Origin of the sequence: Streptomyces xantholiticus (assembly GCF_014651015.1) — a bacterium.
GTDB lineage: Bacteria > Actinomycetota > Actinomycetes > Streptomycetales > Streptomycetaceae > Streptomyces > Streptomyces xantholiticus.
Map to the genome: position 1 here is coordinate 1 of NZ_BMWB01000016.1, position 17,141 is coordinate 17,141.

General features: G+C 70.7%; 16 protein-coding genes. 13 read left to right on the forward strand and 3 right to left on the reverse strand.

Annotated features, from left to right (window positions below):
* Positions 1–147: 147 nt before the first annotated feature.
* The gene (locus IE198_RS22185) at positions 148–1,143 is read right to left on the reverse strand and encodes a helix-turn-helix transcriptional regulator (protein WP_189889305.1); all 996 of its coding nucleotides are present in this window, start codon (positions 1,141–1,143) and stop codon (positions 148–150) included.
* A 326-nt stretch (positions 1,144–1,469) separates the two neighbouring features.
* Here IE198_RS22185 and IE198_RS22190 point away from each other — a divergent pair, with 326 nt between their 5' ends.
* Positions 1,470–1,787: a Rieske (2Fe-2S) protein gene (locus tag IE198_RS22190; RefSeq protein WP_100108277.1), complete on the forward strand. Its 318-nt coding sequence runs from the start codon at positions 1,470–1,472 to the stop codon at positions 1,785–1,787.
* Between the two features lie 119 nt (positions 1,788–1,906).
* Here the strand turns inward: IE198_RS22190 and IE198_RS22195 are convergent, their stop codons facing one another.
* Positions 1,907–2,311 (reverse strand): pyridoxamine 5'-phosphate oxidase family protein, encoded by a 405-nt coding sequence (locus IE198_RS22195; RefSeq protein ID WP_189889308.1) that lies wholly within the window; start codon positions 2,309–2,311, stop codon positions 1,907–1,909.
* A gap of 148 nt (positions 2,312–2,459) precedes the next feature.
* On the opposite strand from IE198_RS22195, the gene clpB reads away from it, so the two are divergent.
* On the forward strand, positions 2,460–5,051 hold the full coding sequence (clpB, locus tag IE198_RS22200) for an ATP-dependent chaperone ClpB (RefSeq protein ID WP_189889310.1): 2,592 nt from the start codon (positions 2,460–2,462) through the stop codon (positions 5,049–5,051).
* A 138-nt stretch (positions 5,052–5,189) separates the two neighbouring features.
* Positions 5,190–5,726, forward strand: coding sequence for a type III secretion system chaperone family protein (locus IE198_RS22205; RefSeq protein ID WP_189889312.1), 537 nt, complete (start codon positions 5,190–5,192; stop codon positions 5,724–5,726).
* 84 nt (positions 5,727–5,810) lie between these two features.
* Here the strand turns inward: IE198_RS22205 and IE198_RS22210 are convergent, their stop codons facing one another.
* Positions 5,811–7,019: a pyridoxal phosphate-dependent aminotransferase gene (locus IE198_RS22210; RefSeq protein WP_373299928.1), complete on the reverse strand. Its 1,209-nt coding sequence runs from the start codon at positions 7,017–7,019 to the stop codon at positions 5,811–5,813.
* Positions 7,020–7,207: 188 nt separating this feature from the next.
* Here IE198_RS22210 and IE198_RS22215 point away from each other — a divergent pair, with 188 nt between their 5' ends.
* From IE198_RS22215 to IE198_RS36395, 10 genes are all read left to right on the forward strand, one after another.
* On the forward strand, positions 7,208–7,435 hold the full coding sequence (locus IE198_RS22215; protein WP_189889316.1) for a hypothetical protein: 228 nt from the start codon (positions 7,208–7,210) through the stop codon (positions 7,433–7,435).
* 362 nt (positions 7,436–7,797) lie between these two features.
* A complete protein-coding gene (locus IE198_RS22220) occupies positions 7,798–8,367 on the forward strand; it encodes a DUF2617 family protein (RefSeq protein ID WP_189889318.1) in 570 nt (189 codons plus the stop codon).
* Positions 8,368–8,420: 53 nt separating this feature from the next.
* Complete coding sequence (locus tag IE198_RS22225; RefSeq protein WP_373299930.1) at positions 8,421–10,013, forward strand: polyamine aminopropyltransferase; 1,593 nt, start codon at positions 8,421–8,423, stop codon at positions 10,011–10,013.
* 123 nt (positions 10,014–10,136) lie between these two features.
* Positions 10,137–11,249, forward strand: coding sequence for an SRPBCC family protein (locus tag IE198_RS22230; protein WP_189889320.1), 1,113 nt, complete (start codon positions 10,137–10,139; stop codon positions 11,247–11,249).
* A gap of 19 nt (positions 11,250–11,268) precedes the next feature.
* Positions 11,269–12,066, forward strand: coding sequence for an aldose epimerase family protein (locus IE198_RS22235; protein ID WP_189889322.1), 798 nt, complete (start codon positions 11,269–11,271; stop codon positions 12,064–12,066).
* A gap of 10 nt (positions 12,067–12,076) precedes the next feature.
* Entirely contained in the window at positions 12,077–12,616 is a 540-nt protein-coding gene (gene pyrE, locus IE198_RS22240; protein WP_189889324.1) for an orotate phosphoribosyltransferase, read from the forward strand.
* 188 nt (positions 12,617–12,804) lie between these two features.
* Positions 12,805–13,827, forward strand: a complete 1,023-nt coding sequence (fbaA, locus tag IE198_RS22245; RefSeq protein WP_189889326.1) for a class II fructose-bisphosphate aldolase — start codon at positions 12,805–12,807, stop codon at positions 13,825–13,827.
* Between the two features lie 156 nt (positions 13,828–13,983).
* A complete protein-coding gene (locus tag IE198_RS22250) occupies positions 13,984–15,504 on the forward strand; it encodes an MFS transporter (RefSeq protein ID WP_189889546.1) in 1,521 nt (506 codons plus the stop codon).
* Positions 15,505–15,542: 38 nt separating this feature from the next.
* Positions 15,543–15,956 carry a DUF3151 domain-containing protein gene (locus IE198_RS22255; RefSeq protein WP_189889328.1) on the forward strand — a complete coding sequence of 138 codons (414 nt, stop codon included), beginning with the start codon at positions 15,543–15,545 and terminating at the stop codon, positions 15,954–15,956.
* Positions 15,957–16,562: 606 nt separating this feature from the next.
* A complete protein-coding gene (locus IE198_RS36395; protein ID WP_308426839.1) occupies positions 16,563–17,129 on the forward strand; it encodes a DUF3152 domain-containing protein in 567 nt (188 codons plus the stop codon).
* Positions 17,130–17,141: the final 12 nt, after the last annotated feature.

Genomic DNA, 17,141 nt, shown 5'->3' on the forward strand with positions numbered 1-17,141 from the left:
GCCTCCCGGCCCTGCGAGCGTCCCCGGGGGAGTCGTTGCCGACGGTGTCCGTTCGGGCCGTGCGGGGGCAGGCCGTGCTCGCCGCGTTCTTCCGATGTGCGGCCACGGCCACCCGATCTCCCGGAGGACGGCCGGGAGATGAGGTGATCAGTTGCCCTCGGGGCACAGCGGCGCCTGATGCTCGTTGCCCAGGATCCCGGACTGGGCGATCCGGTACCCCAGTTGTGCCCGGCTGCCGCTGCCGAGGGCTGCGCCCAGTTTGGCGATGTGCGCCCGGCAGGTGCGGACGTTCATGCCCAGACGGCGGGCGATGGCCTCGTCCACGTGGCCTTCGATCAGGAGCTTCGCGATGGAGCGCTGTACGCCGCTGATGCCGTGGGAGTCGGGGCCGTACGGGACCTCTTCCATGAGCGGGACGGCTCGCTCCCACAGGTGCTCGAAGACTCTGGTGAGGTAGGCCACGAGTCCGGGGTGGCGGAGCTCCAGTGCGACCTGCCGGTCGTCCTGCGCGGGGATGAAGGCGACCGACTCGTCGCAGATGATGAGCCGTTGGATGAGCTCCTCGAGGGTGCGGATCTCCATCTTGGCGCCGGCCATGCGCTCGACGTAGGCGAATGTGCGCTGGCTGTGGCGGACCGTGTGCTGGTAGAGGGTGCGGACCCGTATGCCGCGTTCGATGAGGGGTTTGCTGCGGTTCAGGGCCTCGCTCAGGGTGTGCTCGCTGCGGCCCCCGCCGGGCTGGACGGTCAGCACTTCCGTCTGGCTCTCGGCTATTGCCGCGTCCAGCGCCGCGTTGATCCGGTCGAAGCCTTCGAGGACAGTGATCGCGTGTGTGGTGGGCGGCTGCTGGGTGCTGATGGCCATGAATGGCTCAAACGCGTCGGTCAGGTCCAGTGCCAGCCGGCGGCGTTCCTGGATGTCGCGTTCCAGGGGGTGCAGCCGCTGCGCCAAGGCGGAGGCCGGAGGGACCGGCCGCAGCCAGTTGGGGTCGTCCGGATCCGGGTGGAGGAGCGCGAACTCCAGCAGACAGGGGGCGGGCTCCACTTCAACGCGTGCGATCCGACCGCTGGTCAAGGCACTGCCGTAGAGACGTACTCCCTCGTCACAAAGTTCTGTGACGAGGTGAGGATGTGTCGGTTTCATGTGCTTTCTTGGCAAATCTCCACCCCCCAGGGTCCTGCACGTGCAGGAACATGATGCATCGCCCCTGTGGCTTGACATGCCCGGATGGGCCATCGTCTTGTTGCGCGGGGGAATGGAAGTCATCAAGTGAGGACGAAGCCGACTATGTACACGAGAATGCTTCGGTCAGTGCTTGCTACCGCGATAGCCGCTGCTGCGCTGATGATCGGGACGTTGGGTACTTCTGACGTCGGCTGGGGCCCCGCCCCCGGCAAGGGGGACGCCGTCGCCCATCGACTGGCGGACGGCGACGTCGGCTGGGACAGCGTCGATGCGGATGTGACGGCGTGACCATCCCTCCGGACGATCGTGTCTTCCGGCGCGAGATGGCGACGGCCTACCGCTCCGGGTGGCATTTCATCGACCTCGTCACGGCGATTCCACATCGTGGCGACTCGTTGATGGTCACCCTGTTCGGCGAACCGATCGTCGTCGCCCGCGAGGAGGACGAGGATGTCCGCGCCTACCGCTGTCTGCGCCGGCCGAGAGGGGCTCCGCAGCCCGTCCGCTGTGCCATCCGGTACGGCATGATCTTTGTCAATCTCGACCAGCGTGACCACCAGCTGGCCGAGCCGGACACCACCGCCACCCCCCGCAGTGCCTGAGCGATTCCCCCGTCGTTTCAAATCGCCCAGGTGCTTCCCCCACACAACGGCGCCATCGTGGACCTGAAACACGATGGCGCCGTTGTGCTGCCCGGAAGTCTTCTCCCGGGCCCGGTCGGCTATGCCCGGCCCATCGCGCGGGTCAGCGCGATCTCGATGACCACCCGGTCCGGATTGGGTGTGGGCGTGCGCCCGTACCGCTCCGCGTAGCGGCTCACCGCGTCCGCCACCACCTCCGCCTCCGTGCGGATGGTCGCGACGCCCTCCAGCGTCGCCCAGCGGCCCTTGTCCACCTGGCAGACCGCCACCCGTGCCCCCTCGGGTCCCGCGGCCAGGATGTTGGCGACCTTGCGGCTGTTCTTGTTGGTGATCACCCGGGCCCTGCCGCCCTCCGGGTCGTAGGTGACGCCCACCGCGACCACGTGCGGGGTGCCGTCCGGACGCGGGGTCGTCAGGGTGCACATGTGGTGGTCGCGCCAGAAGCTGAGGTAGGACGCGTCGGGGTTGCGCGGGTCGATGGCCATGGGGCGGAACCTATCTCTGCGGCAAATCAGGCTGTCCGGGAGCACCCTGAGTGGAATAGACTCAACTTTGTGCACGTTGACTGAGTCAGTATTGACGACAGTCCATCAGTACTGACGACAGTCCATCAGCGAGGAGGAGAGACCCCACGTGGACGCCGAGCTGACCAACAAGAGCCGGGACGCGATCAACGCCGCCACCAGCCGGGCCGTGTCCGACGGGCACCCCGATCTGACCCCGGCGCACCTGCTGCTCGCCCTCCTGGAGGGCCAGGACAACGAGAACATCACCGACCTGCTCGCCTCCGTCGAGGCGGACCAGGCCGCCGTGCGGTCCGGCGCGGAGCGCGTCCTCGCGTCGCTGCCCAGGGTCACGGGCTCCACGGTCGCCCCGCCGCAGCCCAACCGTGAGCTGCTCGCCGTCATCGCCGACGCCGGGCAGCGGGCGAAGGAGCTCGGGGACGACTATCTGTCCACCGAGCACCTGCTCATCGGTGTCGCGGCGAAGGGCGGCGCGGTCGCCCAGGTGCTCGACCGGCAGGGCGCCGGTGCGAAGGAACTGCTGGACGCGTTCGAGAGGGCAAGGGGAGGGCGCCGGGTGACCACACCCGACCCGGAGGGTCAGTACAAGGCGCTGGAGAAGTTCGGTACGGACTTCACCACCGCCGCCCGCGAGGGCAGGCTCGACCCGGTCATCGGCCGGGACCAGGAGATCCGCCGCGTCGTACAGGTGCTGTCGCGGCGCACGAAGAACAACCCGGTCCTCATCGGCGAGCCCGGTGTCGGCAAGACCGCCGTCGTCGAGGGCCTCGCCCAGCGCATCGTCAAGGGCGACGTCCCCGAGTCGCTGCGCAACAAGCGGCTGGTCTCGCTCGACCTCGGTGCGATGGTCGCGGGCGCCAAGTACCGCGGTGAGTTCGAGGAGCGGCTGAAGACCGTGCTGTCCGAGATCAAGGACAGCGACGGCCAGATCATCACCTTCATCGACGAGCTGCACACCGTCGTCGGCGCGGGCGCCGGCGGCGACTCCGCCATGGACGCGGGCAACATGCTCAAGCCGATGCTGGCACGCGGCGAGCTGCGCATGGTCGGCGCGACCACGCTCGACGAGTACCGCGAGCGGATCGAGAAGGACGCGGCCCTCGAGCGGCGCTTCCAGCAGGTGCTGGTGGCCGAGCCGACCGTCGAGGACACGATCGCAATCCTGCGCGGCCTCAAGGGGCGCTACGAGGCCCACCACAAGGTGCAGATCAACGACTCCGCGCTGGTCGCCGCCGCCACCCTCTCCGACCGGTACATCACCTCCCGCTTCCTGCCCGACAAGGCCATCGACCTCGTCGACGAGTCCGCGTCCCGGCTGCGCATGGAGATCGACTCCTCGCCCGTCGAGATCGACGAGCTGCAGCGCGCCGTCGACCGGCTGCGGATGGAGGAGCTGGCGCTCAGGAACGAGTCCGACCCTGCCTCCAAGCAGCGTCTGGACAAGCTGCGCCGCGACCTCGCCGACAAGGAGGAGGAGCTGCGCGGTCTCACCGCCCGCTGGGAGAAGGAGAAGCAGGGCCTCAACCGCGTCGGTGAGCTCAAGGAACGCCTCGACGATCTCCGCGGCCAGGCCGAACGGGCCCAGCGCGACGGGGACTTCGACACCGCCTCGAAGCTGCTGTACGGGGAGATCCCCGGCCTGGAGCGGGAGCTGGAGGCGGCCGCGGAGGCGGAGGCCGAGCAGGAGGCCGCCAAGGACACGATGGTCAAGGAGGAGGTCGGCCCCGACGACATCGCGGACGTGGTCGCATCCTGGACGGGCATCCCGGCCGGACGTCTCCTCGAGGGCGAGACGCAGAAACTGCTGCGCATGGAGCAGGAGCTGGGCCGTCGCCTGATCGGGCAGACCGAGGCCGTGCAGGCCGTGTCCGACGCTGTGCGCAGGACCCGGGCCGGGATTGCCGACCCGGACCGTCCCACCGGCTCTTTCCTGTTCCTCGGCCCGACCGGTGTCGGCAAGACCGAGCTGGCGAAGGCGCTGGCCGACTTCCTCTTCGACGACGAGCGGGCCATGGTCCGCATCGACATGTCGGAGTACGGCGAGAAGCACAGCGTCGCCCGGCTGGTCGGCGCGCCTCCCGGGTACGTCGGCTACGAGGAGGGCGGCCAGCTCACCGAGGCCGTGCGGCGCCGCCCGTACAGCGTGGTGTTGCTGGACGAGGTGGAGAAGGCCCACCCGGAGGTCTTCGACATCCTGCTCCAGGTCCTCGACGACGGACGGCTGACCGACGGCCAGGGCCGGACGGTGGACTTCCGCAACACCATCCTGATCCTGACGTCCAACCTGGGCAGTCAGTACCTCGTCGAGCCGGCGACGAGCGAGGAGGAGAAGAAGCAGCAGGTACTGAAGCTCGTACGGGCCTCGTTCAAGCCGGAGTTCCTGAACCGGCTCGACGACCTGGTGGTCTTCTCCGCCCTGTCCAGGGACGAGTTGGCGCACATCGCCGAGCTGCAGATCGGCCGGCTGGCGGCGCGCATGGCGGACCGCCGTCTGACGCTCGACGTCACCGAGGAGGCACTGGCCTGGCTCGCCGACGAGGGCAACGATCCGGCGTACGGCGCGCGGCCGCTGCGCCGGCTGATCCAGACGGCGATCGGCGACCGCCTCGCCAGGGAGATCCTGGCGGGCGAGGTCAAGGACGGCGACACCGTACGCGTGGACCGCTTCGAGGACGGCCTGATCGTCGGCGCGGTGCGCTAGCACCCGCCCCCGGCCGCCGGTGCCCCGGCCCGGCGGCCGGATCTTTGTCAGCCCGCAGCGGATCGCCGGGGGCGGGGCTTGCCACCCCCCGCCGGGGATGGGGGAGGATGGCGGCATCCGTACGAAGGGAAATACCCGGTGACCATCGATCCGTCCTCGATTCCGAATTTCGGGGGCCAGCCCAAGCCCCAGGCCGCAGGACCGGCGGGCCCCGTCGTTCCCGACCAGGACCTCGTCAAGCAGCTCCTCGACCAGATGGAGCTGAAGTACGTCGTCGACGACGAGGGCGACCTCGCGGCGCCGTGGGAGGACTTCCGCACGTACTTCATGTTCCGCGGCGAGAGCGAGCAGCAGGTGTTCTCCGTGCGGACCTTCTACGACCGTCCGCACGCGGTGACGGAGAAGGCCAAGATCCTCGACGCGATCGACGACTGGAACCGCCGCACGCTGTGGCCGAAGGTCTACACCCACCTGCATGAGGAGGAGGGCGCCGACCTGCCGACGATCCGCCTCATCGGTGAGGCGCAGATGCTGATCGGCACGGGCGTGAGCCTCGAGCACTTCGTGTCGTCCACCGTCAGCTGGGTGCGTGCCTCGATCGAGTTCGACAAGTGGCTCGCGGAGCAGTTCGGCCTGGCAGTCCAGGAGGACGAGAAGCCGGCCGACGACGCCTGACGCGTCCGCACGGAACACGGCCCGGCCGGCGCACGATCCTGGTGATCGCGAGCCGGCCGGGCCGCTTCGTGTCCTGGTGATCGCTCAGGACGCCAGGGACTTCAGCCGGGCCACCGCCTCCTGCAGGACGTCCACCCTCTTGCAGAAGGCGAACCGCACGAACGGCGCGCCCTCCTCGCGGTGGTCGTAGAAGACCGCGTTCGGGATGGCGACCACACCGCAGCGCTCGGGCAGCGCGCGGCAGAACGCGAAACCGTCCGACTCGCCGAGCGGCCGGACGTCGGTGGTGACGAAGTAGGTGCCCGCCGGACGGTGCACCGCGAAACCGGCGGCGGCCAGCCCCTCGCTCAGCAGATCGCGCTTGGCCCGCAGATCCTCACGGAGGCCCTCGAAGTACGTGTCGGGCATCCGGAGCGCCTCGGCCACCGCGTACTGGAACGGGCCCGCGGAGACGTACGTCAGGAACTGCTTCGCCGAGCGGACCGCCGTGACCAGTTCCGCCGCCGCGGTCACCCAGCCGACCTTCCAGCCGGTGAAGGAGAACGTCTTCCCGGCGCTCGAGATCGTCACCGTGCGCCCGCGCATCCCGGGGAACGACGCCAGCGGCACATGCTCGCGGTCGAAGGCCAGGTGCTCGTAGACCTCGTCGGTGACCACCAGGAGGTCGCGCTCGACCGCGAGCGCGGCGATCGCCGAGAGCTCGTCGCGGGTCAGGACCGTGCCGGTGGGGTTGTGCGGGGTGTTGATCAGGAGCAGCCGGGTGCGTTCGGTGACGGCGTCCCGCAGCTCGTCCAGATCGAGGCGGAAGCCCTGCTCGTGCGGCCGCAACGTCACCGGCACCCGTACGCCGCCGGCCATCGCGATGCAGGCCGCGTACGAGTCGTAGTACGGCTCCAGGGCGATCACCTCGTCGCCGGGCTCCACGAGCGCCAGCAGCGCGGCCGCGATCGCCTCTGTGGCGCCCGCCGTGACCAGCACCTCGGTGTCGGGGTCGTGGACGAGACCGTGGAAGCGCTGCTGGTGCTCCGCGATCGCCTGACGCAGCTCAGGGACGCCGGGGCCTGGCGGATACTGATTGCCGCGGCCGTCCCGCAGGGCCCGCACCGCCGCTTCCCTGATCTCCTCGGGGCCGTCGGTGTCGGGGAAACCCTGGCCCAGGTTGATCGAGCCGGTGCGCAGCGCCAGTGCCGACATCTCGGCGAAGATCGTGGTGCCGAACTCCGCCAGCCTGCGGTTGAGCAGCGGTCGTGGGCCCTCTTCGCGTGCCGTCCAGTCCGTCGTCATGGCGGCCATCCTGCGCGGAACCTCTTGAGTTGCTCAAGTCTGCTTTGGCTCCGCGCGGCGGAGGGGATCCCTCTGGCACGCAGATATGCGTCCCGTAGCCACAAGAAGCGGTCACGCAGCGTCGCGGGGGTCTCTCCCCCAGAGCCTTCGGCCTGGGAGGTACCCCCATCGGGGGAACGAGAAGGACGGTGGGAAAGATGATGGTTCTCGGGTTCGTACTGATCGGACTGCTGCTGGTCGTGATCTTCGCGGTCTCGGCGTCCAGCGGGAGCCGCAGGCGCCGGCGGAGCAGCGGGGCGGCCGGCTCGGGTGGCGGCTGGTGGGCCTCGGGCGGTGACTCCGGTGGCTCGTCGTGCGGCGGTTCGTCCTCCTGCGGCAGCAGCTCGTCCTGCGGTGGCGGCGGGGGATGCGGCGGAGGCAGCTGACACGGGGCAGCTGGTCCGGCGTGAATGTGCCCGGCGGGTGTGCCGATTCTTGGTCCAACACCCGCCGGGCGCCTTGGTGTTGAAAGAATGTCCGGCAGGCGTGTTGACTTCATTCCCCCGTTTTCCGTTGAACAGTTGAACCGCTCTGCCCCCGAGGGGGTGGAAAGCACGGCAAGTTGGGTAAAAACGCTGTGGACGTCGCCCACTTCGTGATTCTCTCGCTGTCGGAACCTGTTGGATCCATCCAGCCCTCGGACCTCACGTGGACCCGAGCAGGCCACCTCCCACATGTCATGTGCTCCCTTCCCGGAGCGCCAGGTCCACGCGTCCACCCCGCCGAAGCGCTCTTGCGGAGCCGACCCATGCTCACGACCATCGATACCGCCTACACCGACACCCGCGCCGACGACCTCGCCTGGGCCCTGGGCCGGGAGCCGCTTCCCGCCCTGGCCGTCCTCGACCTCGAACTCTCCGGCTCCAAAGTGCAGTTGCGGCTGCTGGGCGCGTCCCACCAGGTGCTGCTCGAGGAGGAGCGGGGCATCTGTTCGGAGACCGTCGCCTGCATCCCCGGCAGCAGCACCCCGCTGCCGCTGGGTGTGGCCAAGCGGCTCGGCGACTGGGAGTACGACTTCGCGGCCCGCGTCGAGACGCTCTCGCAGCGCTCTTTCGCCGGCCGTGCACAGGAGTTGCTTGCCCTGGTGGCCGACCACCCGCAGGGTCTGGCCGGTACGTTCCCCGGTTCCCCGCACGCGTTCACCGCGATGGTGGCGCAGAGCGAGGAGGGTCAGGTCCGGTGGCGCACCTGGCATGCGTACCCGCAGGAAGGCCGACTCGTGGTCACCCGTACGCGTGTCGGTGTCGTGCCCCAGGGGCCGCAGGGCGCGCCGCCCTCACGCCACCCGGAGCGCCACCCCGAGCCTTCCGCGCTGTAGTTGACACGTGTGGGTGACAAACGGTGCGCGGCCCGTCACGTAGCGTTTCACGAGTGATCGACCGGCCGCAGACCTCGCCGCCCCAGGGCATGGTGCTGCTGCCCGTGACCCCCGAGGCCGGCCGCCATCTCGTGCTTGCCGCGGTCTTCGTCTGCGCCGCCTGCGGCCTCGTCTACGAACTCGAACTGGTCGCGCTCGCCACGTATCTCATCGGGGACTCCGTCACCCAGGCGTCCGTCGTCCTGTCGGTGATGGTCTTCGCGATGGGGGTGGGGTCGCTCCTCGCCAAGCGGCTGCGTTGCCGTGCGGCCGTCGGCTTCGGACTCCTCGAAGCGGCGCTGGCCCTGGTCGGCGGCCTCTCGGCCATGGTGCTGTACGCGTCGTTCGCCTGGATCGGCGAGTCCAGGATCGCCCTGGTCGGTTTCAGTCTGACCATCGGCGTACTGATCGGTGCGGAGATACCGCTGCTGATGTCGCTGATCCAGCGCATCTCCCGGCGGGACGCGGAAGGCACGGTCGCCGATCTTTTCGCCGCCGACTACGTGGGGGCACTCGTCGGAGGGCTGGCCTTCCCTTTCCTGCTGCTGCCGTGGCTCGGCGAGCTCACCGGCGCGCTGTTGACCGGCGCGGTCAACGCCGTGGCCGGCGGAGCGGTGGTGCTGTGGCTGTTCCGCCGGGATCTCACGGCGCGCTGGCGGACCCGGCTGCTCATGGTCAACGTGCTGGTGCTGGCGCTGCTCGCGGTCGCAACGATGATGGTCGACGCCTTCGAGGCGGCGGCCCGCCGGGCGGTCTACGGCTCGGAGGTACGGGTCGCCGTGCGCACCGGCGTCCAGGAGGTCGTGCTCACCGGGGCGCCGTCCCGGCCGCCGGACCTCTTCCTGGGCGGGCGGCTGAAGGTGCGGGGCCGTGACGAGCACCGGTACCACGAGGCACTGGTCCACCCCGCCATGCGAGGACCGCACGAACGCGTCCTGATCCTCGGCGGCGGCGACGGACTCGCCGCACGGGAGACGCTGCGCTACGCGGACGTCCGTACGGTGACCGTCGTGGACATCGACCCGGGAGTGATCCGGCTGGCCCGCAGCGATCCGGGGCTCACCGCGCTGAACGACCACGCGTACGACGACCCGCGGGTACGGGTCTTCACGGCGGACGCCTTCTCCTGGCTGCGCGAGCACCGCGAGAGGTACGACGTGATCGTCTCCGACCTCCCCGACCCCGGTATCACCGCGAGCACCAAGCTCTACTCCCTCGAGTTCTACGGGCTCGCCCGGCGGGTCCTGGCGGACGGCGGACGGCTCGTGGTCCACGCCGGGCCCACCTCGAGGCCCCGTACGTACTGGACGGTCGACGCGACCCTGCGCGCGGCCGGGTTCGGCACGGCCGCGTACCGGGTGCGCGGCGCAGGGGCGGGTGCGGCCGGCGGGCCCGAGCGGTTCAGGGCCACCGCCGGCGAGACCACCGACTGGGGGCTGCTGATCGCTGCCGAGAACCGCACACCGCACCTCGGACTCGGTCCGGACACGCCGCCGCTGCGCTCGGAGACCGAGGACACGCTGGCCCAGGACGCGGCTGCCGCGGAGCGCACCCGGCTCGGAGGCGTGGCACCTTCCACGCTGGTGCACCCGCGCTACACGCCCTGAGGCAAGGCACGCCCTGACACAAGGCCGGAGGCACGCACCGGCGGACGGCGGACGGGCCGGGCACGCGCCGGGTACGCGCCGAAGGGCAGACGCGGCGGGCCGTGCTGAGTAGGCTCGGTGTCCATGGAGCATGAGGTGTTCGTTCCGGTACCGGCCGAGACCGTCCGACAGGCGCTCAGAGACCCTGCCCGGGTCGCCCGCTGCGTCCCGGGGCTCCAGCGGGACGCGGACGATTCGGCCGGCCCTCTCTCCGGAAGGCTCAAGGTCAGAGTCGCCGGCCACACCATCACCTACCGCGGAGCCCTGCACGTCAGAGAGCAGGACGACGAGCGGGGAGGTGCCTTCTCGGTCGAGGGCGAGGGGGCGGAGGCCCGCGGTGGCGGCTCCGTGAAACTGACGCTGACCATCCGCCCGGCACCGACCGACGGCGGCACGACGGTGACGTTCACCGGCTCGGCGCACGCGGAGGGCCGGCTGGCCGACCTCGCGGCAGGGGCGAAGGTGTCGGCCGCCCAGCGACTGCTCGACCGTTTCGCCGAGGCGCTGGCCGACGCCGCCTTGGAAGACCCTCGTCCGACGGGGCGCTCGCCGCGCGCCGAAGGCGCAGGAGAGGGTGCTGCCGGGCAGGCGGCAGCTCAGGCCGGCCCGCAGGGCGAGGTGACCGGCGGGCCGGAGGACCGGGCGCCCGGCGAGGGCCGGGAGTCCGGTACGAAGGGGACCGCTGACGACCAGGCGCAGCCGGGCCCGTCCGCCGAGGATTCACGGAAGGACCGGTCGACCGACGGCGCCGCCGGCCCCGGGGACGAGGACACCGCAGCAGGTGCCGACGCAGCCGACGGATCCACCGGCCCGGACGTGCCGGACGGCCCCGGCGGGGCGGGGGACGCCGACATCGCCGGCGGGTCCGTGTTCGAGACGCCCGTGCCTCTGCCGTCGCTCGGTCCCGACGCAGACGACGAGTTCGAGGACCTGGACGATGTCGACGGCGTCGATGATCTCGACGACCTCTCCGGCCTGCCCGGCGCCGTGCCCGCAGAGGCCGCCCACGCACGGCGCACGATGATCGGCCGCAGCGCCGAGGAGGTCGACCACGCCCCGCCACGCGGGCGTTACGCGCCCACCCCCGCGCCCGACGCGGGCTCCGCCGGTGCGACGCTGCGGTGGCTCGCGCCTGCCGCGGCCCTCGCGCTGGCATCGGCGGTCGTGGTCGGCAGGGCGCTGCGCCGTCGTAGGTGACACGCCGTAATGTCGGGGTGTGAGTAGCGAAAAGAGCATTCGGCTGGCCGCCGGTGACGTCGAGTTGACCGTGGAACCGGAGAGCGGCTGCCGCATCGACAGCCTTCGCGTCGGCGGCACCGAGCTGCTGCGCCAGGGCGAGCGGTACGGCTCGTTCCCCATGGTGCCGTGGTGCGGGCGCACTCGGGACGGGGAGTTCAGCAACGGCGCTGTGCACCACCGACTGCCGCTCAACGCGCCGCCGCACGCCATCCACGGCACCGGCCGCGACACCGCCTGGCGTACCGCGCGGGCAGGCGGCGGCGAGGCGGCTTTCTTCTACGACCTGGCCGACCCGTGGCCGTACACCGGGCGTGTCACACAGACGTTCGCGCTGACGGACGACTCCCTCACCATCCGGATGGGGGTGGAGACGTACGGGACGTCGTTCCCCGCGCAGGCCGGCTGGCACCCCTGGTTCCTGCGCAACCTCGGGGCCGGCGGCGATGACGTACGGGTCGACTTCACGCCTGAGTGGCAGGAGGAGCTCGGTGACGACCATCTCCCCACGGGCAAGCGCATCACGCCGCTTCCCGGCCCCTGGGACGACTGTTTCGGCATGCCCGACGGGGTCGATGTGACCCTGACATGGCCGGGAGAGCTGGAGCTGACGGTCAAGAGCCCGGCGGAGTGGGTCGTGGTCTACGACGAGCAGGCGGAGGCGGTCTGTGTGGAGCCCCAGTCGGGCCCGCCGAACGGCCTCAACACCGATCCCCGGTACGTCACCCCCATCGAGCCGCTGGAGATCGCGACGACCTGGAGCTGGCGGCGGCTTTAAGCTCTTGGGCATGACTGACGTACGTGCTGAGCTGCTTCAGCAGATCAAGGACAAGGCCGTGGTGCACGGCAAGGTGACCCTCTCCTCGGGCATCGAGGCCGACTGGTACATCGACCTGCGCCGGATCACGCTGGACGGCGAGGCCGCGCCGATGGTCGGTCAGGTGATGCTCGACGCCACCGCCGAACTGGACTACGACTGCGTAGGTGGTCTGACGCTCGGTGCCGACCCGGTGGCGACGTCGATGCTGCACGCCTCCGCTGCGCGCGGTAAGCGGCTCGACGCCTATGTCGTCCGCAAGGCCGGCAAGGCTCACGGCATGCAGCGCCGGATCGAGGGCACGGACGTGAAGGGCCGCCGCTGCCTCGTCGTCGAGGACGTCTCCACCACCGGCGGCTCCCCCCTGACCGCCGTCGAGGCCGTCAGGGAGGCCGGCGGCGAGGTCGTCGCGGTCGCCGTCATCGTGGAGCGCGGTGCCGCCCCCAAGATCGCCGAGGCCGGCCTCACCTACGTCAACGCGTACTCGCTCGAAGAGCTCGGGCTCGCCTGATCATGGCTTGACCTGGAGTTCCTTCAAGGGGCGTGCTGTTTCACGTGAAACAGCACGCCCCTTCGCGTTGCACGCAAGGCAGGCATGGTGGACCCCGGCCGGGAGTCTGGAAAGATAGGCCGCGACGATGACGTCGCCCAAGGTCAGGGCCAAGCAACACACACCCGCACATCACAAGGAGCGGACACATGCCCATCGCGACTCCCGAGGTCTACAACGAGATGCTCGACCGGGCGAAGGCAGGCAAGTTTGCCTACCCGGCCATCAACGTGACTTCGTCCCAGACCCTGCACGCTGCACTGCGTGGCTTCGCGGAGGCCGAGAGCGACGGCATCATCCAGATTTCCACCGGCGGTGCCGAGTTCCTGGGTGGCCAGCACAACAAGGACATGGTCACCGGCGCCGTGGCCCTGGCCGAGTTCGCGCACATCGTCGCCGCGAAGTACGACATCACCGTCGCACTGCACACCGACCACTGCCCGAAGGACAAGCTGGACGGGTACGTACGTCCGCTGCTCGACATCTCCGCCGAGCGTGTGAAGGCCGGTCGCAACCCGCTGTTCCAGTCCCACATGTGGGACGGTTCCGCCGAGACCCTCGCCGACAACCTGGCCATCGGCCAGGAGCTGCTGGCGCAGGCCGCCGCCGCCAAGATCATCCTCGAGGTCGAGATCACCCCGACCGGCGGCGAGGAGGACGGTGTCTCCCACGAGATCAACGACGAGCTGTACACCACCGTCGACGACGCCATCCGCACCGCCGAGGCCCTGGGTCTCGGTGAGAAGGGCCGCTACCTGCTGGCCGCCTCCTTCGGCAACGTGCACGGCGTCTACAAGCCGGGCAACGTCGTCCTCCGCCCCGAGCTGCTGAAGGACCTGCAGGCCGGTGTCGCCGCCAAGTACGGCAAGGCGGACCCGTTCGACTTCGTCTTCCACGGCGGCTCGGGCTCGACAGCCGAGGAGATCTCCACCGCGCTCGAGAACGGCGTCGTGAAGATGAACCTCGACACGGACACCCAGTACGCCTTCACCCGCCCCGTCGCGGACCACATGTTCAAGAACTATGACGGCGTCCTGAAGGTCGACGGCGAGGTCGGTTCCAAGAAGACCTACGACCCGCGCACCTGGGGCAAGGCGGCCGAGGCCGGCATGGCCACCCGCGTCACCGAGGCCTGTGCGGCCCTGCGCTCCACCGGCACCAGGATCAAGTAGGACAGCTCCCCGGCCCGGCACCCCTTCCGGCGTGCCGGGCTGCCCGTTTTCTGCCCTGCCGGTCGCCGCGCTCCAACGGGTGCGCGCCGGGTCGTCCCGCGGCGGGTGGGCTGGGATGATCCTCGTATGGGCGAACGTCCGGACGGTGAGCGCGACATGCGGGCCGAGGACCCCGCGGGACGGGCGGTCGGACGCGACGGCGCCGGTGCCGACCGCCGTCCCGGGGACATCAGGCTGTCGTCGGCCACCGGCCGCTGGGTGGTGCTGACGACCGTTCTCGGATCCGGCATGGCGCTGCTCGACTCGACCGTCGTCAACGTCGCCCTGCCCCGCATCGGCGAGGACCTCGACGCCGACCTGGCCGTCCTCCAGTGGACGGTCAACGCCTACATGCTGACGCTGGCGGCGCTGATCCTGCTCGGCGGAGCGCTCGGCGACCGCTACGGACGCCGCCGGATCTTCGTGCTCGGCGTGGTCTGGTTCGCGGTCGGCTCCCTGCTGTGCGGGATCGCACCGAGCGGGGGCGTACTGGTCGCCGCGCGCGCCCTCCAAGGCATCGGAGCAGCCCTGCTCACCCCGGGATCGCTGGCACTGATCCAGGCGAGCTTCCATCCGGACGACCGCTCCCGCGCGGTGGGACTGTGGTCCGGGCTCGGCGGGGTCGGCGCGGCGATCGGGCCGTTCGTCGGCGGCTGGCTGGTCGACGGCCCCGGCTGGCGGTGGGTGTTCCTGCTCAACGTGCCGCTCGCCGCGCTGTGCGTGCCGGTGGCGCTGCGGCATGTACCGGAGTCCCGGGACCCCGCGGCAACCGGCCGCTTCGACGCGCTGGGCGCGCTGCTGTGCGCCGTGGCGCTGGGCCTCGTGACGTATGCGCTGATCGAAGCCACGGTGTGGGCCGGGCTCGTGGGCGGGGCGGTGGGGGTGCTCTTCTTCCTGCGCGAACGGCGCACGCCCGAACCGATGCTGCCCCTGTCGATCTTCGCATCCCGCCAGTTCACCGCCGTGAACCTGGTGACGCTCTGCGTCTACGCGGCGTTCGGCGGCTTCTTCTTCCTCATCGTTCTGCAGCTCCAGGTCGTGTCCGGCTACTCCGCCCTCGCCGCCGGGACGGCGCTGCTGCCCACCACCGTGCTGATGCTGCTGCTGTCCGCGCGGTCCGGAGAGCTCGGCGACCGGATCGGCCCCCGCGTCCCGCTCACCGTCGGGCCGCTGCTGTGCGCCGCCGGGATGATGCTGACGCTGCGGATCGGGGAGGACGCCTCGTACCTCACCGATGTGCTGCCGGCGCTGCTGATCCTGGGCCTCGGCATGGTCACGCTGGTGGCGCCGCTCACCGCGACCGTGCTGGCGTCCGTGGAGACCGCCCGGGCCGGCATCGCCAGCGGTATCAACAACGCGGCGGCCCGCGCGGCCGGCCTGATCGCCGTGGCCGCGCTGCCGCTGCTGGCAGGCATGGGACCGGAGGCGTACCGCTCGGCGGCCGAGTTCGGGGAGACGTTCCGGCGGGCGATCCCGATGTGTGCGGGGGTGCTGGTGGCCGGCGCGCTGATCGCCTGGTGGACGGTACGGGTGCCGCCCAAGGAGGCCGAGGTCTGCCACCCCGAGTGCAAGGTCAACTGCGGTATCGCCGCGCCGCCGCTGGAACCACCGGCTTCCGGGGACCGTCGACACCACTGACGCACCGGAACGCCGCCCGACCTGTGAGACTGGGGCCCATGTCCATCCACGAGAACCTGCTCGGGGGCCCGCCCCCGACCCACCTGCCCGACGAGCCCGGTCCGCGCGAGCTGCTGGCCGGCGGCGCCGCCGCCGCAGACGTCGCCGCCCGGTACCCGACCAGCTCGCTGGCCTGGGCGCAGCTCGCCGACGACGCCTTCGAGAAGGGCAACGTCATCGAGTCGTACGCCTACGCCCGCACCGGCTACCACCGTGGCCTCGACGCGCTGCGTCGCAACGGCTGGAAGGGCCACGGCCCGGTGCCGTGGGAGCACGAGCCCAACCGCGGCTTCCTGCGGGCTCTGAACGCGCTCGCCCGCGCGGCGGGGACGATCGGCGAGAAGGACGAGCACGAGCGCTGTTCGACCTTCCTGCGCGACTCGTCGCAGACCGCGGCGGAGACGCTGCGCTGACCTGAGAGAGCACCCGGCCCTCGGCTCCGGTCGCAGACCCGCCGGAGCCGAGGGCCGCCCGGCACCCTGCCGCAGCCGGGCGGCCGGCGGTGCGACGCCGGGACGTCACCGCGCCGATGCCGTGGCCGCGGGCCGACGACCGGACGCCGTACCGGCCGTTGCACGGCCGGTACTATCGCAGGTCGTACTGCTGTTTCAGCAAGCCACAGCCGGTCAGAGGCCCCCCACTCACCTCTCCCCCCAACGCCGGCCGAACCAGGGGAGAGGTCTGTCTTGGGCCAGCGTGCCGCCGCCCGCAAAGGGCGCAGCCGCGGACGGAGCCGTCGGGGTACGGCCCGGCGCCGTCCCACCGGTCCGATAGTGCTGCTGGGCCTCTGCGTGGCTCTCCTGTCGGTCGGCGCGGGAGCCGCCCTCGCGCATTGGCGGGGCGTCCCGCCCGCCAGGACGGTGGCGGACGGCCGGGAGGTCTCGCCGCTGATGTCCGTTACGGCGTCACCGGAGGCCGCGTCGCCGTCCCCCTCGAAGAGTCCCGGGCGCTCCCCGGAGCACGAGCCGAAGCCGTCCCCGTCCCCGTCCTCGTCCGCGTCCAAAAGCAAGAAGCCCTCCGTGCCCGCCTCCGGCCCCGGGACGTTCACCGCGGCGCAGTCGAGCGGTGAGGCGACCGGAGACAGCGGCACGCTGCGCCGCTACCGGGTGGAGGTCGAGGACGGCACCGACGTCTCCGCCCGGCAGGCGGCCGCCGAGATCCAGCAGATCCTCGCCCACCCGCGCGGCTGGGCGGCGAACGGCCGGGGCCGTTTCCAGCTCGTCTCGTCGAATGCCGACTTCGTGATCAAGATCGCCACTCCCGCCACCGCGGACAAGCTGTGCCTGGCCGTGGGGCTCAACACGCACGGTGAGCTGAACTGCGAGACCGTGGAGGGCGTCGTGGTGAATCTCAAGCGCTGGCTGTTGGGCTCGCCCACGTTCGCCGGCACCTCCGCCGAGTACCGGCACCTGATCATCAACCACGAGGTCGGGCACGAGATCGGCATCCGGCAGCACATGGGCTGCCCCGGCCCCGGCAGGCCCGCGCCGGTGATGATGCAGCAGATCAAGGGCCTGAACGGATGCATCTCCAACGCCTGGCCGTACGACGACGAAGGGGCGTATCTCACCGGCCCGCCCGCGTGAACTTCTGTTTAT